Consider the following 22,419-nt stretch of genomic DNA (forward strand, 5'->3'; position numbering starts at 1 on the left):
GCGGTTGCTGCGGTTGCTGCGGTTGCTGCGGTTGCTGCGGTTGCTGCGGTTGCTGCGGTTGCTGCGGTTGCTGCGGTTGCTGCGGTTGCTGCGGTTGCTGCGGTTGCTGCGCAAAAGTATGTTGACTTTTCAATTCGTGAGAATCAAGAGTAATAGCTATATTTTTCTCCTGAACTTGTTGAATCGAGGATTCTGTTGGCATTAATGCAGATTCAGCAAACTCAGATTTATTAAGATCACTTATCTGAGGGAAATAATTGGGTTCTGGTTTTTCATCCTGTGCTGAAACTTGTACCAAAGAGGCAGGTTGATTCATTTGATAACGTTCACATTGCTGTTGTTCAAATGCTATTCGCAACGTTTCTTCCTGCGTTTTCTGTTCATCTACTGCTTGTTCATATGCCTGTTCATCTACGCTATTTTTCGTAAATTCGGCTACTGATGGTTGTTTATATATCAACGTGCCTTCTTCACGATACTCTCTATTTTCTTCTTCAAAATTGGCACCATAGCGTTCACGCTGTTGCTCGATAAATTGCTGACGCAACATATCTTGCTGTTGAGCATCCATTTGCTGTTCATTGGTTTCTGCAATCAGCTCATTCTGTCTCTCTTTTTCCTCCCGTTGCATGTGTTCTGCCAAACGGTAAGAGGGCACTTTGATACCATACAATTCTCTGCGTGTTGGGATCCTAATAGGATTAGGTCGAGGCATTTCAGGACCAATACCTTGCTTAACCTGTGGGTTTTTCGACGCAACAGTAGAGCTGGCGATACCCGCCGCCGCATTTTTCAAATTGGCATTATCATGTGGAGGAAGAGTAAATGTATCTGGTACATCAGCTTGTGACTGTGTGTTCGTGCCTACAAAGCTATCTGTGGATTGCTTCGAAATAGTCTGGGAAACGTTATCCGCTTCTGGATTTGTACCTGATTGGTCATCGTCGGGTAATTCAAAAGTATAATGAACAGGCTCTTGCCCCTGATTTCCCTCTTCCTGGTTTTCCCCTTCCCGATGTTGTAATTCAGGTTGATCAAATGCTGGAGAGAGGTCTGTGGAGTGAGATTCTACTGAAATATTTTTTTGAAGTTTTTCGCTTTCTTCCATAACCAGAAAAGCCGATGCAGGCTGCAAATCTGGATCTGTATTAGATAATTCGACCACCGTCGGAGCCGTCAATAATACATCATCTTCATCTTCATCTGCGTTTAGCGTTTCCGTAGCAACCATGGGTTTATCCATGTCATGTTCATCTACATGCTCTATTCGTTTCTGTTCACTAACTGAGCGATTGGAAACTAACGCATTTTCTGAATCATATTCAGCATCATCATTACGACCACGGTTGACTACAAAACTCAGTGAATCCAGAGTGATTGCGCCAATTTTTTCTGCGATCGTGAGCCATGACCACCCCGTAAACAAGGTGAAACCAACCGCCCAGATACCAAGCAGAGCCAATGTTGTTCCAAGGATATTGGACCAAGGCAGAATCGCATTGCTGAATAAATTACCAACGACCCCACCTGCAGCAAAGTCATTTAAATCATCAATATTGAGTGCAGCCAAGCCACATGAAGTCAGTATCAGGGCTAAAGCACCAATGACGCGTAATGCGAGTGTGAAGAAATCAATGTACTCTTGCCTATCTTTCTGACGGAAAGCATTCCAACAACCTAAAAACATAAACGGTGGGACTGCATAGGCAAGAACACCAAATGCCGAGAACAGCGCGTCAGATAACCAAGCACCAACACTGCCGCCCCAATTGTGAATAGGTTCATGCCATGATGTCTGTGACCAACCAGGGTCAGACGGATTGAAGCTGATAAGCGCTACCATCAAGTACACGGCACAAATAACAATAACCAACAGAACGGCTTCCAGAAGCCGGCGGCCACTGCTTATTTTCTTTAATTTAACACGTTTGTCTTCTGTATATTCCTGGTTCAAGAAAGGCTCTCCAGGTTTTCCTGTTGATTAAACGGAACAACGCTGAGGGTAACTCAGCGTTGAAACTGTATACATAAACAGGAGTGTACCTAAGTTTTTCCTGTTTTGCATCTGTACATTTTTAGGCAAAAGCTTAACGAGTCTTAATTACCAAACGGTTACTCTGTTTCACTTCTTCCATTACAACATAAGTACGGGTGTCGTTAACACCAGGAAGGCGTAACAAGGTTTCGCCGAGCAATTTACGATATGCAGACATATCCGGCACACGTGTTTTCAGCAAGTAGTCAAAATCACCAGAAACTAAATGGCATTCTTGAATTTCTTCTAGTTTCTGAACTGCTGTATTGAATTGTTCAAATACATCTGCTGCGCCGCGGTTCAACGTAATTTCAACGAATACCAGCAATGATGCATCCAAATAATGAGGATTCAATAAAGCTGTGTAGCCAGAGATAAAACCCTGACGCTCCAAGCGACGTACACGTTCCAAACAAGGGGTTGGTGACAAACCAACTCTCTTGGATAACTCCACATTAGAAATACGGCCGTCTTTCTGCAACTCGTTAAGGATATTACGATCTATACGATCAAGATCTTTTCCTGGACGCTTCTTATTATCTATCATCTTATTGCTCTCTCTTTATTTCCTACACCTATAACATTTTCCCTATCTCTTTCAAGCGGCTGAGCTGGAAAAGATGTCTTCAAAGGCTAAAGCTCAATCTGTAACCAAAGATTTGAGGTCTACCACAATTTTTCAGAATATAATCTTCTGACATTCGATTATTATCCCTTTTTACCTTCCAAGTTGCTGCTATATTGGCTGTGCTCACTCACCTCAGTCGCTAATATAATTTCTATACACTTAAGGCTTCGTTCCCTTGCAGCCAAACTGCAACTTATAATCTATTAGGCATATAGTATGATTTATCAGAATGCTATTCTCCAGGACACTATTTTACGGATCATTATCTTCCAGAGTACTATCTCCCAAAACACTATCTCCTAAAATACTATCTCCTAAAACTTCAGGTTTTTCAGAAAACAGCTTAACGACAATTTTTAATATTCAATAAGAAAATTATCCACACTAATTTGTCTATTCTATATAAATAATTGATTAGCGACGCAGATAGTTATCCCTTACACCGATGTTTTCGCAAATGCACAGCCGATTGTCAAAGTAAATGAACAAAAATCAGAACAACCTGCCAGACAAATTTTCAATAAATCGTTTCAATGGCTTGTTTCATACCTCAAATGTATAAATGATATTCGATTCAGAAAGTTAAACAATCTATTCTTACAATTCGATTACATCATAGTTACTATCTATCGGTAAAATCGTTAATAACATAAATATTTTATCTGATAATCGCTTTTTTTAACTTATTATTTCTCCTACAATCGCTAAATCCGCAATATGCGATAATGGAAATGAGGTATTCATGAGCACAGCCAAACACAGTAAACTTATCATTCTTGGCTCAGGTCCTGCTGGTTATACCGCTGCTGTGTATGCAGCCCGCGCTAATCTAAATCCCGTCCTCATTACTGGGGTTGAAAAAGGCGGCCAATTGACCACCACGACTGAAGTTGAAAACTGGCCCGGTGATCCTGAAGGGCTGACTGGCCCAGGTTTGATGGAGCGCATGTTCCAACACGCTGAAAAATTTCAAACAGAAATCATTTCTGACCATATTCAGAAAGTTGATTTCTCAAACAGACCGTTCCGTTTATTTGGTGATGAGCAGGAATATACCTGTGATGCTTTAATCATCGCGACAGGTGCTTCAGCCCGTTATCTCGGATTGCCTTCCGAAGAGGCTTTCAAAGGTCGCGGTGTATCTGCTTGTGCAACATGTGATGGTTTTTTCTATCGAAAACAGAAGGTTACTGTAGTTGGTGGTGGTAATACTGCTGTCGAAGAAGCGCTGTATTTAGCGAACATTGCCTCTGAAGTACATTTGATTCACCGCCGTGATACTTTCCGTTCAGAGAAAATCCTGATTGACCGCCTGATGGAAAAAGTGAAGAACGGCAATATTATTCTGCATACTGATCGTACTCTGGATGAAGTTCTGGGTGATGATATGGGGGTTACGAGTATCCGCATTCGTGATACGAAAAGTGACAATATTGAAGAACTGGATGTCACTGGAGTGTTCATCGCCATTGGTCATAGCCCGAACACTGGCATCTTTGGCGGTCAATTAGAACTGGAAAACGGATATATCAAAGTCCAATCTGGATTGCATGGTAATGCCACCCAAACCTCTATTTCAGGTATCTTTGCCGCTGGAGATGTTATGGATCATGTATATCGCCAGGCTATCACCTCAGCAGGTACAGGCTGTATGGCTGCACTGGATGCAGAACGTTTCCTTGACGGATTGGCAACTAAATAATCCATCTTTCCCCAAAAGCGCTATCGAAATAGCGCTTTTTTACAGGTAACATACAGCTTGTTTTGATATTCCGTATCATCACCCGCTTAATCAGAAATTTTTCTTATGGACAAAGCAAGACAATCTGAACTTGTTCGATGGCTGAAGCAGCAAACTGCTCCTGCCCGTCGGTGGCTTCGTTTATCAATGCTACTTGGCCTAATCAGTGGACTGCTGATTATCTCTCAGGCCTGGCTCTTGGCTACCATCCTTCAAGCCCTGATTATGGACAATGTTCCCCGCGAAAATCTTATCAACCAGTTTCTCATGTTGGCAGCCACCTTTATATTACGGGCAATTGTCAATGCCGTTCGGGAACGTGTCGGGTTTATCTGTGGCAAAGTTGTACGCCAACAAATCCGTAATATGGTACTGGATAAGCTTGAACAACTGGGGCCAGTGTGGGTTAAGGGGAAACCAGCAGGAAGTTGGGCAACCATTATTCTAGAGCAGATAGAAGACATGCAAGATTTTTACTCTCGCTATCTCCCTCAAATTGCTCTTGCTACGATGATTCCTATCTTAATCCTGATTACCGTGTTCCCAATTAATTGGGCTGCAGGATTGATTTTATTTGTAACCGCACCATTGATTCCTCTGTTTATGGCCTTGGTTGGATTAGGGGCCGCAGATGCCAATCAGCGCAATTTTGTTGCTCTCAGTCGATTAAGCGGTAATTTCCTCGATCGTTTACGGGGCCTGGAAACGTTGCGCCTGTTCCACAGAGGAGAAGCTGAAGTTAAACAAATCACTGAGTCAACAGAAAACTTTCGTCATAAAACGATGGAAGTATTGCGCATGGCATTTTTATCTTCAGCCGTTTTAGAGTTTTTTGCCGCAGTTTCCATTGCCGTTGTTGCTGTTTATTTTGGTTTTTCCTATTTGGGAGAATTGCATTTTGGCAGTTATGGGATGGGTGTAACGTTATTTGCAGGATTTTTCGCTTTAATCCTTGCACCTGAATTTTTTCAACCTCTGCGCGATTTAGGTACGTTTTATCATGCAAAAGCTCAGGCAGTCGGAGCAGCAGAATCGCTTTTCACCTTGCTTAGCAGCGATGGAGAACAGGTCACAAACAGTGGTGAGAAAATACTATTAGATAAAAAAACAGCAGATAAAAAACCAGTAACCATTGAAGCCAGCAAACTGGAAATTATGTCTCACGATGGTCATCGCCTTGCTGGACCCTTGAATTTTACGATTGATAAACACCAGCGAATTGCTCTGGTTGGAAAAAGTGGCGCAGGCAAAAGTTCGTTGATCAATGTATTACTGGGATTCCTGCCTTACCATGGTTCCCTGAAAATTAATGGAATTGAGTTGTGTGAACTCGATCTTACCAAATGGCGCGAATGTTTGAGTTGGGTTGGGCAGAACCCACATCTGCCAGAACAAACACTGCTCGATAATATATGTCTTGGTCAATCTGATGCAACACAAGAGCAAGTCAATGATGTGATGGAAAGAGCTTACGTCAGTGAGTTTATTAACGATCTTCCGGATGGAATCAATACGGTGGTAGGTGATAACGCTGCTCGCCTGTCTGTCGGACAAGCTCAGCGTATCGCAGTGGCACGAGCGTTATTAAATCCTTGCCAATTATTGCTATTGGATGAGCCAGCCGCTAGCCTTGATGCTCATAGCGAACAACGTGTGATGATGGCCTTAAATCAAGCATCTCATCAGCAAACCACATTGCTGGTGACTCACTTGCTGGAAGAAACACTATCATATGACCAGATTTGGGTAATGGAAAATGGATTACTCATTGAGCAAGGTGATTATCAAACTTTAAGCCAGTCTCAAGGTGTATTTTCTCGTTTGTTGTCTCACCGTAGTGTGGAGCTTTAATCATGCGTGTATTACTCCCATTTCTCGCCCTCTATCGCCGCCATTGGTTTCTCATTAGCTTAGGCATGATATTGGCGATTGTAACGCTGTTAGCCAGTATTGGACTGCTAACACTATCTGGTTGGTTCCTTGCCGGCACAGCTTTGGCTGGATTCGCGGGATTATATACATTCAACTACATGCTGCCTGCTGCTGGCGTTCGTGGAGCTGCTATTTTCCGTACTGCTGGCCGTTATGGCGAACGGCTTGTCAGCCACGACGCAACATTCCGTGTATTAGCACATTTACGTGTTTTTGCTTTTCAAAAAATACTGCCACTTTCTCCCGGAGGCATTGCCCGTTTTCGTCAAGGTGAGTTGTTAAATAGGCTCGTTGCTGATGTCGAAACACTGGATCATCTCTATCTACGAGTTATTTCTCCTGTTCTCGCCGCATTTGTCGTCATTCTGGTACTGACATTTGGCCTGGGATTCCTTGATATCACCCTTGCCTATACCATTGGCAGTATTATGTTAGGACTGCTGCTAATATTACCTTTCGTGTTTTACCACGCAGGAAAACCCTATGGCAGAAACATTACCCAACAACGCGGTCAATATCGTACATTACTTACCAGTGCCTTGCAGGGGCAAGCTGAATTAAGTGTATTCGGCGCACTCAAACGCTTTCGTCAATCCATGACAGAAGTTGAAAATGACTGGTTAAAAAGCCAGCAAAAACAAGCCGATTTAACCGGGCTTTCACAAGCCATCATGATTTTCTCCACCGGCATGACAGTGACGCTGATACTTTGGCTTGCTGCGGCTGGTATTGGAGAAATAGATGTTGGAGAAAATAGTCAGGCGGGTGCATTAATTGCGCTGTTTACATTCTGCACCCTTGCTGCGTTTGAAGCACTTGGGCCAGTCACAGTAGCATTCCAGCACATGGGGCAAGTCATTTCATCTGCGACTCGTGTTTCTCAGTTGATGCACCAGAAACCGGAAGTCACCTTCCCTTCTCATGGGCCTCAGGCAAATAATGAACTTAGTCTTGAAATAAAAAATGTCGATTTCACCTATCCTGATCAACCGCTGCCAGTATTGAAAAATATTTCTCTATCCCTAACATCAGGCGAACATATTGCTTTATTGGGAAAAACAGGATGTGGTAAATCAACACTCTTGCAGTTATTGACCCGTGCGTGGGACATCGATAGCGGTGAGATTCAACTCAATCAACATCCTATTTCCCACTATGATGAGACAACGCTGCGCTCAATGATGTCTATCGTTCCCCAACGGATACATGTATTTAGCCATACCCTGCGTGAAAATCTTTTATTGGCAAAACCAGATGCTAATGACGATGAATTAGCAACTGTATTACAACAAGTAGGTTTAGAATACTTGCTAGACACTGATAAAAAACTAAACTGTTGGGTGGGGGAAGGTGGTCGTCAACTTTCTGGTGGAGAACAGCGCCGTTTGGGGATTGCCAGAGCATTGTTACACAATGCACCATTGATGCTTCTGGATGAGCCGACTGAAGGGCTTGATGCAGATACAGAACAACAGATTCTGTCGCTGTTACGCCGTAGCTGTCAGCATAAGACACTAATTATTGTTACCCATCGACTCACAGGCTTACAATATATGGATCGAATCTGTGTGATGGATGGAGGACGTATTATCGAGCAAGGCAAGCATAATGCGCTACTAGCTCAACAAGGGCGTTACTATCAATTTTATCAGCGACAACAATTTTATCAGCCACAGAGCTACCCTGAGCAAGGGTGATTCAACTTATGATGTCAATAGCTCAACTGGATAACTCATATGAATTCCCTCATCCCACCAATGCACTAGCTGAACCTAATGGTTTACTGGCATTTGGAGGAGATCTAAGTGCAGAACGCTTACGAGTAGCGTATCATGAGGGTATTTTTCCATGGTATTCGCCTGATGAGCCTCCTTTATGGTGGTCTCCCGATCCTCGGGCGATGCTAATTCCGGGAGAATTGCATACTGGCCGAACACTGCGACGTTTTATTCGCAAACATACTTACCAAATTACGGTAAACTATGCTTTCGATGAAGTAATTTATAATTGCGCCCAACGGCAAGAAGGCACTTGGATTGGGCCAGAAGTTCAAAAAGGTTATCAAACCTTACATAAGGAAGGTTTGGCTCATTCAATAGAAGTCTGGCATGATCGTCAACTTGTGGGTGGCTTATACGGCGTTTGTGTCGGCACACTATTTTGCGGTGAATCAATGTTTAGCAAAATGGAGAATGCCTCCAAGTGTGCTTTTGTAGCATTCTATCACCATTTTTTACGTTATGGCGGCCAATTGTTTGACTGTCAGGTATTAAATCACCATACAGAATCATTGGGTGCTAAAAATATTCCGAGAAACTTGTTTCTCCAGCATCTTTATCAATTAAGAAGGCAGTCATTGCAATCAGGATGCTGGTCTGTACAAAGACTGGATTTATAATCATCTCTTAGAGATTAATGCTGTTCACGGTGGGAATGTCACTAGCCATCATCTTATCGTATATAAAATGATGGCTTAAAATACAACATTCCTTTACATAATGATGGTTTTTCGGCATTATCTTGCCGATTAAAAACTAGGGTTGTTACATTTAGAGGATTAGATGGCCAAAGAAGACAATAATTTTGAAATGCAAGGTACTGTGTTAGAAACACTACCAAATACTGTGTTTCGCGTTGAATTAGACAACGGGCACATTGTCACTGCTCACATCTCAGGAAAAATGCGTAAAAACTATATCCGTATCCTGACTGGAGACAAGGTTACAGTTGAGCTAACTACATATGATCCGGAAAAAGGACGCATCACTTTCCGTAGCCGCTGATTAAGATACCTTTAGCACCACAGGTGATCGCATTCACCTGTGGTTTGGCTATGTTTTTTACCACCAGTCACCAGTTTCTATCACTGATACTTATTCCGTTTTATACTATTTATACCTTATGCTTATAACACGGCATCTTCTGATTTCTTTCTATTCGATTTTTGAGCGCTCTTAAAATCGTATACTAATGCCTGTTTAGCTTTGTCAAGTTTGATCCTGACCGAACCTCCATGTACCAAAGAGCCAAATAACAGCTCAGTCGCCAATGGTTTTTTGAGGTTGTCCTGAATTATACGAGCCATAGGACGAGCACCCATTGCTTTATCATAACCTTTGTCACATAACCACTGGCGGGCATCTGCACTGATTTCCAGAGAAACACCTTTTTCATCCAGCTGAGCTTGTAACTCGACAATAAATTTATCAACAACTTGCTGAATAACTTCGGAAGAAAGTGCATCAAACCAGATGATGCCATCGAGACGATTGCGGAATTCAGGTGTGAAAATCCGTTTTATCTCTTCCATTCCATCTGTGCTGTTATCCTGTTCGGTGAATCCAATAGATTTACGCTGTATTTCACGTACCCCAGCATTGGTTGTCATCACCAAAATAACATTGCGGAAATCAGCCTTACGACCATTATTGTCGGTCAATGTACCATTATCCATAACCTGTAACAACAGGTTAAATACATCGGGATGGGCCTTTTCAATCTCATCCAGCAACAGTACAGAATGAGGATGTTTGATGATTGCATCAGTCAATAATCCGCCCTGATCATACCCAACATAACCCGGTGGAGCGCCAATTAAACGACTGACAGTATGACGTTCCATATATTCTGACATATCGAATCGCAATAATTTGATATTCAATACTCTGGCAAGTTGGACAGTTACTTCCGTTTTCCCCACCCCGGTAGGCCCTGCAAACAAGAAAGATCCTACTGGATTATGATCCTGCCCCAATCCAGCACGGCTCATCTTAATGGCTTCCGTCAAGGCACCAATAGCCCTGTCTTGACCAAAAACCAACATTTTCAAACGATCATCCAGTGTTCTCAATACATCTTTATCACTGGCTGACACAGTTTTTTCTGGAATACGGGCTATGCGAGCAACCACAGACTCAATATCTGAAACATTGATCGTTTTCTTGCGGCGGCTAACTGGTACTAATCTTGTCCTTGCCCCTGCTTCATCAATGACATCAATAGCTTTATCCGGTAAATGACGATCAGTAATGTACTTCACAGATAACTCAACTGCGGCACGGATGGCTTTCGCTGTATAACGAACATCGTGATGTGCCTCATATTTAGTTCGCAGCCCATTGATAATCTGTATCGTTTCTTCAGAAGAAGGCTCAAGAATGTCAATTTTTTGGAATCGACGAGCCAAAGCCCGATCTTTTTCAAAAATATTGCTGAATTCGTAGTAAGTCGTTGAGCCAATCACCCGTATACGCCCACTGGACAACAACGGTTTAATAAGATTAGCTGCGTCCACTTGCCCACCTGAAGCAGCACCAGCTCCAATAATAGTATGGATTTCGTCAATAAAGAGAATACTTTTACTGTCTTGCTCCAGTGTTTTTAACAAAGCCTTGAAGCGCTTCTCAAAATCACCGCGATATTTTGTACCTGCCAGCAATGAGCCAATATCCAGAGAATAGATGGTACAATCCAGCATCACTTCGGGAACATTCTTTTGTACAATACGCCATGCGAGTCCCTCAGCAATAGCCGTCTTACCAACGCCCGATTCCCCAACAAATAAAGGATTATTCTTACGGCGACGACACAGTACCTGAATTGTCCTTTCCAATTCATTCTGACGACCAACAAGCGGATCAATTTGCCCTTTCTGTGCCAATTGATTCAGGTTGGTAGTGAAATTTTCCAATCTATCTTCACTAACTACCTGCTCTTCCTGAACTGGATTAATACTATGGTGAGAATCATTATCGAATTCATCTTTACGCGTTCCATGAGAGATGAAATTCACAACATCCAAGCGACTGACATCGTGCTTACGCAATAAATAAGCAGCTTGTGATTCCTGTTCGCTAAAAATGGCAACTAAAACATTCGCCCCTGAGACTTCTGAACGTCCCGAAGATTGAACATGAAATACCGCGCGTTGCAAAACACGCTGAAAACTTAATGTAGGTTGTGTATCTCTGTCATCATTCTCAGATAACAAGGGGGTGGTTTGTGCAATAAAACTTTCTAATTCCTGGCGTAACATTGCCAGATCGACTTTACAAGCCTCCAATGTTTCTCGCGCTGATGTATTACTTAACAACGCCAGCAACAGGTGCTCTACAGTCATAAATTCATGTCTGTTATCCCTTGCTTTGGCAAAAGCAATGTTGAGACTAAGCTCCAGTTCTTGATTGAGCATAAGCACCTCCTCCTAAATTCAGTGAGCCAGATCAGACCTTTTCCAGCGTGCAAAGTAACGGATGCTCGTGCTCCTTAGCATACATGTTCACTTGCGCAGCTTTAGTTTCTGCGACCTCTGCCGTATAAATTCCGCAAACTGCTTTCCCTTTTTGATGGACATCCAGCATTAGTTGCGTTGCTCGTTCAACATCATAAGAAAAGAACTTTTGCAATACGTCAACCACAAACTCCATAGGGGTATAATCGTCATTGTTAAGAATCACCTTATACATTGATGGTGGTTGTAGTTTTTGTTTTGCTTCATCCCTAATAAATTCTTCAATTTTCAAGTTGTTATAAAACTCAGTCATTATTCTTCCATTGGGCATTAACTTTCCGCTGAATTTTAGTATGAACTAATTCATTCTACTGCTATATATTTTATCACTTCATAAAGCACTCTGCTTACCCCTCTTTGATTAACGAATAAAGATTTTGCTTAAAAATTGGATATCGTTATCTATATCAAACTTTGGTCATTTGAGACAACTTGATGCTGTTTATGTGCTTGACGACGTAATCAATTTCACTACAGTATATTTTATGAACACCACCTTCTGTCTGGGTGTCTGTTCATATTTAAAAATTTTTAGTGACTCTTAAACCCGAAATCGAGATACGAGGGATAGAGAAGTATGGAAACAGGTACTGTTAAATGGTTCAATAATGCAAAAGGCTTTGGATTTATTTGCCCAGCCAGCGGGGGCGATGATATATTCGTTCACTATTCAACCATTCAGATGGATGGTTATAGGACGCTAAAAGCTGGGCAGAAAGTGAACTTTAGCGTTCATCAAGGCCCCAAGGGTAACCACGCCAGCCTTATTGTGCCTCTGGCAGATAGCTCAAAATCGAAACAAGAGTAACCCGATAAACTCATAATTTCCACGCCACAAATAGGTTATGGAACTATTTGTGGCGTGCTATTTTATTCCCTTGCAAGGGCCTCTATAGGATTGAGACGAGCTGCATTTCTCGCAGGCAGGAAGCCAAAGACTATTCCTATTGCCGTTGAACAACCAAACGCGATAATAAATACAATGGGGTTATAAACAAAATGCCATTTCGGCAGCATCCACTGTGCAATCAAAGAAAGGCTATATGACAGGGTGATCCCCAGTATTCCCCCGATTAAACAAACCAAAACAGCTTCAATAAGAAATTGCTGCATAATGTCACCGGTTCTGGCACCAACCGCCATACGAATACCAATCTCCCGCGTACGCTCGGTAACTGATACCAACATGATATTCATGACACCAATTCCCCCTACAACCAAAGATATTACCGCAATTAACGTTAAGAATATTTGCATCGTCCGGGTTGTTTTATCCATTATTTTAATGATTTTATTTATGTTATAAGTGTTGAAGTCTTTTTTGCCATGAAGGAATATCAACAACTGGTTAAGTTTTTTTTCTGCTTCATTGGAAGAATAGCCATTTTTCAGTCTGACAACGATCGAATTCAAGTAATTTCGATTCATCAAACGGCTATTCATCGTACTGTAGGGCATCCAAACTTGTAATGAATTACTCTTACTAAGACTTTGCCCACCGACAATTACACCAATCACCGTCAGGGGTATATTTGCCAATAACAACTGTTTGCCTATCACATTATTCTGGTGAGGAAAAAACTTCTTACGTGTATTATCATCAATGACAACCACTTGAGACTGGCGATAAATCATTTCTGCAGTAAAAGGTATGCCTTGGGAAAACTTCATGGCATATACCTGAAAAAACTCATTTCCTACACCAGATATCTGTGTATTAGCATCTATATTTCCTTGGCGCAAACGCTCGCTGTACGTGAATTCTGGAGAAACAGCCTGAACATAGGGCTGAGATTTTATTACGGGGATATCGTTAAGTTTCAGTGCCTGCATACTCAAAGCACTATCACTGCCAAAATCTTTTCCTGGGTAAATCGATATAGAGTTAGTCGCAATAGATTTAATATCTGATAACAACATCGATTTTGCCGCATCACCAATCACTAGAATCGTTACGACAGAAGCAATACCTATTATAATTCCAAGCATTGTCAATAGCGTACGTAGTTTATTAACATTCATGGCGCACCATGCCATAAATAAAGCTTCATTAAAACGTCCCCAGCTTTGTTGAACTGAAGAGGTTTTTGCATCTGCAATCTTTTCCCCCAAAGAAGAGATATGAGGCAATGTTTGACGCTCAGAAGTACATGAATCACTCATGATTCGCCCATCTTTAATCTCAATGACTCTTTGTGCCTGTGCAGCAATATTAGGATCATGAGTAACAATCACAACAGTATGCCCTCGTTGACAAAGCGTCTTCAAGATGTCCATCATTTCCTGACCAGAAGCACTATCCAATGCCCCCGTCGGTTCATCAGCAAGAATGACCTGACCGCCATTCATAAGTGCCCTGGCAATACTAACCCGTTGTTGCTGCCCACCTGAAAGCTGGCTTGGTCGGTAGTTAATCCGATTTTCCAATCCAAGACTCTTTAGCAATTCAATAGCCCGTTCACGACGTTGTATTTTGGAAATACCGAAGTAAGTTGCTGGAACCTCAACATTTTGTTCGGCTGTTAAATGAGTCAATAAATGATAACGTTGAAAAATGAATCCAAAATATTCCCTGCGCAATTCTGCCAACTGATTGCTATCCAAGTCAGCAATATTTCTCCCTGCAACCCAATATTCTCCACTGCTGGATTTATCCAAGCAGCCAAGTATATTCATTAAAGTGGACTTACCTGAACCCGAAGCGCCAACAATAGCCACCATCTCCCCAGCCTGTATGGATAACGAAATATTATTCAAGACATTGACTTGTCCTTCTCCAGATGGATAACTACGGCTAATATCTTTCAGTTCCAATAACACACTCATTATTAATCCTCTATGTCACTCTCACTGCGCTTAGTGATCACACGTTCGTGTTCCTTTAATCCAGAGAGCACTTGAACGTTGGTGTTATCAAAGGCACCTATCGTAATTTTGCGTTTCTCTGCTTTTCCATTCTGTAAAACACTAACTTCATATTGGGTAGAAACTATATTTTGAGGTGATGATGCATTTTGGGTTGAAGGCGTATATTGGCGAGAAGATATCTCCAAGGCGGAAATCGGGATCATCAATACATTATGCAGCGACTGTAGCTCTATTTTTACTTGTGCAGTCATCTGTAAGCGTAAGATATAGCCGGGATTAGGTATTTCAAAGCGAGCATAGTAGAAAATAGCATTATTCACAATTTGCGGTGTTGCTAGAATATCTTTCAAAACGCTGTGAAATTGCCTTCCCGGAGCCCCCAAGATGGTAAATGATACTTTTTGTCCGGGCTTTAAATTTATGACATCGGCCTCTGATACCTCCGCGTTAACAACCATGGTATCGAGATTTGCAAGTGTCAGGATAGTGGGTGCTTGCTGCGCAGCAATCACAGTTTGTCCCTGAAATGTTTTGATATCTGTCACTGTGCCCGCTATCGGGGCAGTGATTCTGGTATATTGCAAATTCGTTTTTGCAGTATCAAGTTTGACCTTATTTTGCTTAATTTGCGCCATTAAGTCGTCAATTCTAGCGGCCTTAGACTGCATATCTGTTATGCTGGAATCTAATTCCTGATGAGGTGTTAAATGTAATTTAAACAAATGCTTCAGGCGACTCATTTTGAGCTGCGCAAGTTTTAATTCTGCCTTCGCGCCACGGAGATTAGCATCCAGTGATTTTGCTGTTTCTTGTATTTCTGCCACAGAATTTTTTGCTGTTTGTGGGTCAATCAATGCCAATAATTGACCTTGTGTAACCTTGTCCCCCAATTTCACATAAAGCTCTTTCAACTGACCACTAACCTGGGCCCCTACATCAACTTTACTGACAGCATCCAACTTCCCTATCGCTAGGACACTTCTCTCTAAATCCCTTTTGATCACTGCATTCGTCTGGTATGTGACTGGCCTCGGCGAATAGAAAAGATAGGACAATACAGAGATAATAGCGATAAGGATAAGCCCAGCCCCAACCCAGCGATACTTGGTAGAAAGACGATTCATCACAAATACCCACCGTTAAATATGACATCTAATTATTTCACTTTACTGTAGACAATATAAACATAACCTATCAACGGGATATTTCTGATAAGAAAATGTCTGATTATTTTCTTTCATCTCTCTTAAAAGTAATATAATAGCGGCAACGCCGCATTCTCCTACATGGTTGGTAACAACAAATTTCCCTTTTCCATATCGGATTTACTTAATTTTATTTATAACACCCCTTCTATTAGGGATTAAAAAATGCGTTGAGTTTCAGTATGTTTCCCTTTATCCTGCTTGTTACTTTAGTGTAATTTTTTTGTTTCAATGTGTTTGCTAGCCTTTGTGACTGGTTTTAGTTATCAGGACTAGATAAAAAGATTTTTTTATTGAATAAGGATATGAATCATGTATTCAGGACTGTTGATTATTCTCCTGCCTTTGGCTCTGGGCTACCTTATTCATCTGAATAATAAATCGATGCTAATCCTTGTGCATCAGCTACTCAATGTCATGGTTTATACCATTCTCATTCTGATGGGTGTCAGCCTCGCCATGCTGGAAAACCTAGGCAGTAATTTACTTTCTATTTTGCTGTATGCGATGACATTTTTCCTGTGCACTTTTATAATTAACATACTAGCGCTTTACCTCTTGGATAAACGCGATCCGTGGATTATTAATGCACATAAACAGAAAAAGCCCCCTTCCCGATTACATATGGCATTAGATTCCGTCAAATTATGTGGTGCATTAATATTGGGATTTCTTATTGGGTTAACAGGCTGGTCATGGTTTCATTTTTCCAGCCGAGCCAGTGAAATTGCTTTGGTTCTTTTACTATTTCTGGTTGGAATTCAACTACGTAATAACGGTATGAGCTTAAAACAAACACTGTTGAATCGCCGTGGCACAATTATCGCCATAGTGGTTGCCATCAGCTCTTTGCTTGGCGGCGTATTGGCCGCATTTTTACTGGGGTTGCCCATCAAAACAGGCCTTGCCATTGCGTCCGGGTATGGTTGGTATTCGCTTTCCGGCATTTTAATTTCTGATGCTTATGGGCCTGTACTTGGTAGTACTGCGGTTTTCAATGATCTGGCTCGTGAACTGGCATCAATCATGCTTATTCCCATGCTAATAAACCGCTACCGGTCAACCGCATTGGGTTTAACTGGTGCTGCTTCAATCGACTTTACCTTACCAATCTTACAACGCTTTGGTGGTGTAAGTATTGTGCCGGCGGCCATCGTTCATGGTTTTATATTAAGTTTAATAACTCCTTTGTTCATCGCATTTTTTACTCAATAGAGCAAGCTTCATTTGATACACGAACTGACTAAAAAAGCTTTTCTGCTATAAAGGTTAGCCTATCCAATCAAAGAAAGAACAAAAAACAATCTAAAAAATGGCTTCAACTTGATTATTTAACCTGTTAATTCGATTAAAATAACAATTTTTCGCGTATATTATTGCATAGTTATGTTTGTAAGATTAACATCACACCAATCAATTAACTATTCATATTTTTCGCATGAACATTCAACTAAAAAACATAAATTGTTTCTATGGCTCACACCAGGCTCTGTTCGATATCAATTTTGAATGTACATCGGGAGAAACTGTTGTCTTACTAGGGCCAAGTGGGGCTGGAAAGAGTTCTTTGCTGCGTGTCTTGAACCTGCTGGAAATGCCTCGTTCTGGGCAGCTCAATGTGGCAACACACCAATTTGATTTCAAACAGCAGCCTAACCACAAAGAAATTCTAGCATTGCGACAAAAAGTTGGTATGGTCTTCCAACAGTACAATTTGTGGCCACACTTAACCGTGATGGATAATTTGATTGAAGCGCCTTGCCGAGTATTGAAGCAATCTAAACAACAAACGAAGGAAAAAGCGGTAAAACTACTTTCCCGACTTCGTTTGGATGAATTCGCCAACCGTTTTCCACTGCACCTTTCCGGTGGGCAGCAACAGCGGGTTGCCATTGCACGTGCGTTAATGATGGAGCCTCAGGTTCTATTGTTTGATGAACCCACTGCTGCACTCGATCCCGGAATCACCTCTCAAGTCATTGACATTATCAAAGAATTGGCTGAAACCGGCATCATCCAAATTATCGTGACTCATGAAGTGGAGCTGGCCCGCAAAACAGCAAGCCAAGTTGTATATATGGAGCAAGGACACATTATTGAAAAAGGTGACGCAACTCATTTTATGCGCCCTCAAACAGAAGCCTTTGCTCATTACTTATCACACTGAAATACCAGACTGAATCTGTAAACCCGATAGATTTCAAGCCACAGCATAACCAATAAAGCAGCAGCTTGAAAAATGAAGTGTATATATCGATAATCGATTACAAAACAAACATCAAAGCAGTTATCAACCATAAAGCTCATGAACGACAGGATATTGCTATGAAAAAATTATTGTTTGCAGCTTTGTTGAGTGCAGTAACCTTATCAGCAACCGCAGCAGAGAAAACCACACTCCGTTTTGCAACAGAAGCAACTTACCCTCCATTTGAATTTATTGATGCAAACAATAAAATTCAAGGATTCGATGTCGATTTAGCGAATGCCATATGTGCAAAGCTCAACACAAAATGTACATTCTCCAATCAGGCTTTCGATAGCCTCATCCCCAGCCTGAAATTCCGCCGTTTTGATGCTCTGATGGCTGGTATCGACATTACACCAGACCGCCAGAAACAAGTTGATTTCACTCATACCTATTATGATAACTCTGCTATTTTCATTGCTATCAAAGGGAAATTTGACCAAATTATTGCTCTCAAAGGCAAACAAGTAGGGATCCAGAATGGAACTACACACCAAAAGTATTTGATGGAGCAGCATAAAGAAATTAAGACCGTACCTTATGACAGCTACCAAAATGCAATCCTGGATTTGAAAAATGGTCGTATTGATGCTGTGTTTGGTGATACTGCCGTTGTCAATGAATGGCTGAAAAAGAACCAAGAATTAAATACAGTTGGCAATAAAGTGACAGATAAAAACTATTTTGGTATCGGTTTAGGAATTGCAGTTCGCAAAGGCAATACTGAATTGCTGGGTAAACTGAACAAAGCACTAGCAGAAGTTAAACAAGACGGTACTTACGATACCATCTACAAAAAATGGTTCAAACAATAAACTAAACCCCAATGAATGAACTTCAATCTTTAATCAGTGCCGCCGGAATTACCGTCGGCCTTGCTATTTCTTCGCTGGTCATCGGTTTAATTCTGGCAATGCTTTTTGCTGCATGGGAATCCATTCGCTGGAAACCTATCGCGTTTTTAGGCTCCTGCTGGGTCACATTGATCCGAGGGCTACCTGAGATTTTAGTTGTTCTCTTCATCTATTTTGGAAGCTCACAACTTCTGATTATGCTGTCCGACGGTTTTGATATCAATCTTATTGTCTGGCACTTCAGAATACAGCTGGAAATTGACAATTTTAATGTCAGTCCTTTCCTATGTGGCGTTATTGCTCTGTCCTTGCTCTATTCCGCTTATGCTTCACAAACGCTGCGGGGAGCATTGAAAGCAGTTCCAATAGGGCAATGGGAAGCTGGACAAGCTCTGGGATTGAACCAAAGTCGTATCTTTTTTCGCTTGATTATGCCTCAGATGTGGCGCCATGCACTACCAGGACTGGGTAATCAGTGGTTAGTTTTGTTAAAAGATACTGCGTTGGTTTCATTAATTAGTGTTAATGACTTAATGTTACAAACAAAAAGTATTGCAACCCGAACTCAGGAACCATTCACATGGTATATGATTGTTGCTGCGATCTATCTGATCATTACCTTGATCAGCCAATTTATTCTCAAACAGTTTGAAATACGCACCACCCATTTTGAACGGAGTGCTACATGATGTTTGAGCATATCAAGGAAATTTTACCCGGTTTGCAAACCAGCCTCAGTTTGACTTTCTCTGCACTTTTGGCTGCATTCATGCTATCCATTGTCCTGACCATGATTCTGACCATGAAATTGCCTGTGCTTTCTCAATTGATAAAAGGCTATATCACCCTATTTACCGGAACCCCACTCCTCGTTCAGTTTTTTTTGATCTACTATGGGCCGGGGCAATTTCCGTCAATCAAAGAATATCCGTGGTTATGGAAACTTATGTCAGAGCCGTGGCTGTGTGCAATGGTTACACTGGCATTAAATAGCGCAGCTTACTCAACCCAGCTATTTTACGGGGCCGTCAAAGCAATTCCTGCGGGACAATGGCAATCCTGCCAAGCTCTTGGTATGTCCAACGCGCATTCTATGCGCATTCTGTTACCTTATGCTTTTAAGCGAGCGCTCTCTTCTTATTCCAATGAAGTTGTATTGATTTTCAAGAGCACTTCACTGGCCAGTACAATCACACTATTAGACATAATGGGATATAGTCAGCTCCAATTCGGGCACAGTTATGATGTAACGGTATTTGTTGCTGCAGGTATTATTTACCTCTGCATAAATGGTCTTTTGACACTGCTGATGCGTATGATTGAACAACGAGCCTTATTATTTGAGCATCGAAATTAATCAACCTCCGTACTGAATAACCTGATTTTACTTTCCCTACCCCGTGATAACAATAAATTATCACGGGTAATAATATAAATAAAATTATTAATTTACATCAAGAACTAATAATGCCAATGTTTCATAATGTTCGGTATGAGGAAACATATCAAATAACTGAATTTTCTCTATTCGATATTGTTTAAGCATAGTTATATCTTTCGCCATTGTCTGAGCATTACAACTCGAATAAAGAATAAATTTTGGTGCCATCCGGCTCAGATATTCACAGAGCTCCTTGCCAATTCCTCTCCTGGGAGGGTTTACCAGTACTAACTCAGGTATTTGTGATTTATCAAGGGCGAAATGGGTGGAATCCAGCGCCTGAAAGTCCACCTGTTCTAATCCAAGGCTTTCAGCAGAACTTTTCGCGCAACTAATCGCTTCTTCACTGATCTCAATACCCGTCAGCCTAGTCTTTTTATCTGCACAATGCAGACCAAAACCACCAGCACCACAAAACAGATCCCACATACTGCTAATGCTCAATTCCCTAACCCAACGCCCAGCTGTCGCATACAGTTCTGAAGCAATATTCGGATTCGTCTGGAAAAAACTACGTGGACGAATATACAGCGGAATATTGTTAAAAACTTCCATCAACATTTTGCGTTCAGTAAAAATGATTTCTTTTTCACCTTCCAAAATCGCCATGTGGGTTGGTTGAATATTAGCGGAAATCACTGTTGTTTGTGGCAACTGTTCCTTTAACCAAGGCAAAGCCCGCTCCAACTGAGCCAATTTTTTTTCTGAACGCAAGACAAAGCGCAGCATCATTTCACCATTAGCACGACTTTCTGTCAGAAGAATATATTTTAATTCCCCTTTCTTACGTTCAACGTTGTATGGAACCAAACCAGCTCTGGCGATAAATGTTTTTATTACTGCAAATACTGTCTGAAAATATTTTGGATAAAGCGGACAGTCACAAAGATCCACCGTTCTGCCATCACGATGCAACATGCCAAGCAATGGGCGTTCAACACTACCACTTACTACCATCTTGGCTTTATTACGAAACTCACTCGTTTTGCTGATCACTGGCGATAGCCAATGTACTACTGATGCTTCCTGTAAAAGTTGTTTTAAATGTTGTTGTTTATCAGATAATTGCTGTGAATAGGACTTATCGAGCCACTGGCAGGAGTGACAATGCCCCGCGGTATACTGCACACATTGCATTGTAAAAAACCGTATCAAAAAAATATTAGTGCAAAGTAAATGTTGATGTTTCCGTCGAGGCCAAAGAATCTTCATCTTCAACTTCCACCTCAATTTCCATCTCACTTTCCATATCATGATTGACATAGAGAAGATTATTGCTGTGAATCTCAAAAATCACATTAGCAATTTGCTCTTCACCTTGCTGTATAAAATTGGAAAACTGTTTAAAAGTCATTCCAGCAGCAACTGGGAATGCCTGACAAACAATCAACTTAGGCAAGTTTTCATCCTGAATATCAAGAAATGCCTTTACAGTGAGGGAACTGGCATTAATCTGACTTAAATTAGCAACCAGTGGAATTATCGCAGTTGGCCTAACTTCAGCCAGAGCAGAAAACAATACTACATCCCCCAACAGATCGATCTTGGCATCAAACAGGCCATCAATATTCTGCATATGAGGCAAATGCAAGACTGAGCCTGAATCATTCTCAAAATAAGAGATTTTGAGTTGTTCAAGCCACGTGCGCAAAATTGACAAATCGGGAATAACCATAGAATCCATCGAATTAACCTCATATGACAGAGAAGTTATACATGCTACCTAAAGGGCCCCCTGCAAGTAGCATAACGAACAATAATTAATCTATTTTATTTTTTCATCATCAGTGACAATCTGATGATTTTTATCCGCTTTCTTATGATCGATTCCCAAAAAGGAAAGATTATAGACCGCACGCCAGATAATATGGATAGCTGCCGGTATCAAGCAACCGATACCCAATAAGATCATAGCAATGTGCGCTGCTGTCGTCATTAATAAAGGTGATAAAATTATGCTATCAGTTATCGACAAGTAAGCCAGAACTAATAGACCAATTCCCAATACTTCCAATAAAATGACTAACTTAGGCATGTCAGCCAATGAGCGCATCTCTTTTGATGGGTTAATATTCATTCTTTAACCTGTTTCAGTCTGGAAAATAGGTTTTCCATTACTCAATAAACTTCAGTAAATTATAGTAAGCCTATCATACCTGAGCCCACTTATTGGCAGG

General features: G+C 41.3%; 20 protein-coding genes. 11 read left to right on the plus strand and 9 right to left on the minus strand.

Translation table 11 applies throughout. The features are described 5' to 3' along the window. On the minus strand, window positions 1-1,954 hold a 1,954-nt coding region (locus PSI23_RS06445; protein ID WP_273554308.1), incomplete at its 3' end, for a DNA translocase FtsK 4TM domain-containing protein. A 133-nt stretch (window positions 1,955-2,087) separates the two neighbouring features. Continuing rightward, complete coding sequence (gene lrp / locus PSI23_RS06450) at window positions 2,088-2,582, minus strand: leucine-responsive transcriptional regulator Lrp (protein ID WP_004256338.1); 495 nt, start codon at window positions 2,580-2,582, stop codon at window positions 2,088-2,090. 823 nt (window positions 2,583-3,405) lie between these two features. On the opposite strand from lrp, the gene trxB reads away from it, so the two are divergent. The 5 genes from trxB to infA all read left to right on the plus strand — a co-directional run bounded on the left by trxB (window position 3,406) and on the right by infA (window position 9,119). Then, window positions 3,406-4,365 (plus strand): thioredoxin-disulfide reductase, encoded by a 960-nt coding sequence (trxB, locus tag PSI23_RS06455; RefSeq protein ID WP_273554309.1) that lies wholly within the window; start codon window positions 3,406-3,408, stop codon window positions 4,363-4,365. A gap of 105 nt (window positions 4,366-4,470) precedes the next feature. After that, window positions 4,471-6,255, plus strand: a complete 1,785-nt coding sequence (gene cydD / locus PSI23_RS06460) for a heme ABC transporter permease/ATP-binding protein CydD (protein WP_273554310.1) — start codon at window positions 4,471-4,473, stop codon at window positions 6,253-6,255. A 2-nt stretch (window positions 6,256-6,257) separates the two neighbouring features. Then, window positions 6,258-8,033 (plus strand): heme ABC transporter ATP-binding protein/permease CydC, encoded by a 1,776-nt coding sequence (gene cydC, locus PSI23_RS06465; RefSeq protein WP_273554311.1) that lies wholly within the window; start codon window positions 6,258-6,260, stop codon window positions 8,031-8,033. 11 nt (window positions 8,034-8,044) lie between these two features. After that, window positions 8,045-8,734: a leucyl/phenylalanyl-tRNA--protein transferase gene (aat, locus tag PSI23_RS06470; RefSeq protein WP_273554385.1), complete on the plus strand. Its 690-nt coding sequence runs from the start codon at window positions 8,045-8,047 to the stop codon at window positions 8,732-8,734. A gap of 163 nt (window positions 8,735-8,897) precedes the next feature. Next, window positions 8,898-9,119 carry a translation initiation factor IF-1 gene (gene infA, locus PSI23_RS06475; protein ID WP_086111255.1) on the plus strand — a complete coding sequence of 74 codons (222 nt, stop codon included), beginning with the start codon at window positions 8,898-8,900 and terminating at the stop codon, window positions 9,117-9,119. Between the two features lie 122 nt (window positions 9,120-9,241). On the opposite strand, the gene clpA is transcribed toward infA, so the two are convergent. Both clpA and clpS read right to left on the minus strand, forming a co-directional pair. Then, window positions 9,242-11,527 carry an ATP-dependent Clp protease ATP-binding subunit ClpA gene (clpA, locus tag PSI23_RS06480; protein WP_273554312.1) on the minus strand — a complete coding sequence of 762 codons (2,286 nt, stop codon included), beginning with the start codon at window positions 11,525-11,527 and terminating at the stop codon, window positions 9,242-9,244. 31 nt (window positions 11,528-11,558) lie between these two features. After that, window positions 11,559-11,879, minus strand: coding sequence for an ATP-dependent Clp protease adapter ClpS (gene clpS / locus PSI23_RS06485; RefSeq protein ID WP_273554313.1), 321 nt, complete (start codon window positions 11,877-11,879; stop codon window positions 11,559-11,561). A 324-nt stretch (window positions 11,880-12,203) separates the two neighbouring features. Here clpS and cspD point away from each other — a divergent pair, with 324 nt between their 5' ends. Further along, entirely contained in the window at window positions 12,204-12,434 is a 231-nt protein-coding gene (gene cspD / locus PSI23_RS06490) for a cold shock-like protein CspD (protein ID WP_273554314.1), read from the plus strand. A 62-nt stretch (window positions 12,435-12,496) separates the two neighbouring features. On the opposite strand, the gene macB is transcribed toward cspD, so the two are convergent. Next, window positions 12,497-14,452: a macrolide ABC transporter ATP-binding protein/permease MacB gene (macB, locus tag PSI23_RS06495; protein WP_273554315.1), complete on the minus strand. Its 1,956-nt coding sequence runs from the start codon at window positions 14,450-14,452 to the stop codon at window positions 12,497-12,499. Window positions 14,453-14,454: 2 nt separating this feature from the next. Then, on the minus strand, window positions 14,455-15,618 hold the full coding sequence (macA, locus tag PSI23_RS06500) for a macrolide transporter subunit MacA (RefSeq protein ID WP_273554386.1): 1,164 nt from the start codon (window positions 15,616-15,618) through the stop codon (window positions 14,455-14,457). Window positions 15,619-16,011: 393 nt separating this feature from the next. Here macA and PSI23_RS06505 point away from each other — a divergent pair, with 393 nt between their 5' ends. The 5 genes from PSI23_RS06505 to artM all read left to right on the plus strand — a co-directional run bounded on the left by PSI23_RS06505 (window position 16,012) and on the right by artM (window position 20,158). Continuing rightward, entirely contained in the window at window positions 16,012-16,914 is a 903-nt protein-coding gene (locus tag PSI23_RS06505) for a LysO family transporter (protein WP_273554316.1), read from the plus strand. 223 nt (window positions 16,915-17,137) lie between these two features. Further along, window positions 17,138-17,866 carry an arginine ABC transporter ATP-binding protein ArtP gene (gene artP / locus PSI23_RS06510; RefSeq protein WP_273554317.1) on the plus strand — a complete coding sequence of 243 codons (729 nt, stop codon included), beginning with the start codon at window positions 17,138-17,140 and terminating at the stop codon, window positions 17,864-17,866. Window positions 17,867-18,024: 158 nt separating this feature from the next. Beyond that, window positions 18,025-18,762, plus strand: coding sequence for an arginine ABC transporter substrate-binding protein (artJ, locus tag PSI23_RS06515; RefSeq protein WP_273554318.1), 738 nt, complete (start codon window positions 18,025-18,027; stop codon window positions 18,760-18,762). 11 nt (window positions 18,763-18,773) lie between these two features. Then, entirely contained in the window at window positions 18,774-19,490 is a 717-nt protein-coding gene (gene artQ / locus PSI23_RS06520) for an arginine ABC transporter permease ArtQ (protein ID WP_273554319.1), read from the plus strand. After that, window positions 19,490-20,158 (plus strand): arginine ABC transporter permease ArtM, encoded by a 669-nt coding sequence (gene artM, locus PSI23_RS06525; RefSeq protein ID WP_273554387.1) that lies wholly within the window; start codon window positions 19,490-19,492, stop codon window positions 20,156-20,158. The genes artQ and artM overlap by 1 nt, the downstream gene beginning before the upstream one ends. An 87-nt stretch (window positions 20,159-20,245) precedes the next feature. On the opposite strand, the gene rlmC is transcribed toward artM, so the two are convergent. The 3 genes from rlmC to PSI23_RS06540 form a co-directional block, all read right to left on the minus strand. Next, on the minus strand, window positions 20,246-21,379 hold the full coding sequence (rlmC, locus tag PSI23_RS06530) for a 23S rRNA (uracil(747)-C(5))-methyltransferase RlmC (RefSeq protein WP_273554320.1): 1,134 nt from the start codon (window positions 21,377-21,379) through the stop codon (window positions 20,246-20,248). Between the two features lie 25 nt (window positions 21,380-21,404). Next, a complete protein-coding gene (locus PSI23_RS06535; protein ID WP_273554321.1) occupies window positions 21,405-21,926 on the minus strand; it encodes a type III secretion system chaperone family protein in 522 nt (173 codons plus the stop codon). Window positions 21,927-22,007: 81 nt separating this feature from the next. Then, complete coding sequence (locus PSI23_RS06540; protein ID WP_273554322.1) at window positions 22,008-22,319, minus strand: YbjC family protein; 312 nt, start codon at window positions 22,317-22,319, stop codon at window positions 22,008-22,010. Window positions 22,320-22,419: the final 100 nt, after the last annotated feature.

The sequence above is a fragment of the Xenorhabdus yunnanensis genome, from assembly GCF_028598805.1.
GTDB classification, from domain to species: domain Bacteria; phylum Pseudomonadota; class Gammaproteobacteria; order Enterobacterales; family Enterobacteriaceae; genus Xenorhabdus; species Xenorhabdus yunnanensis.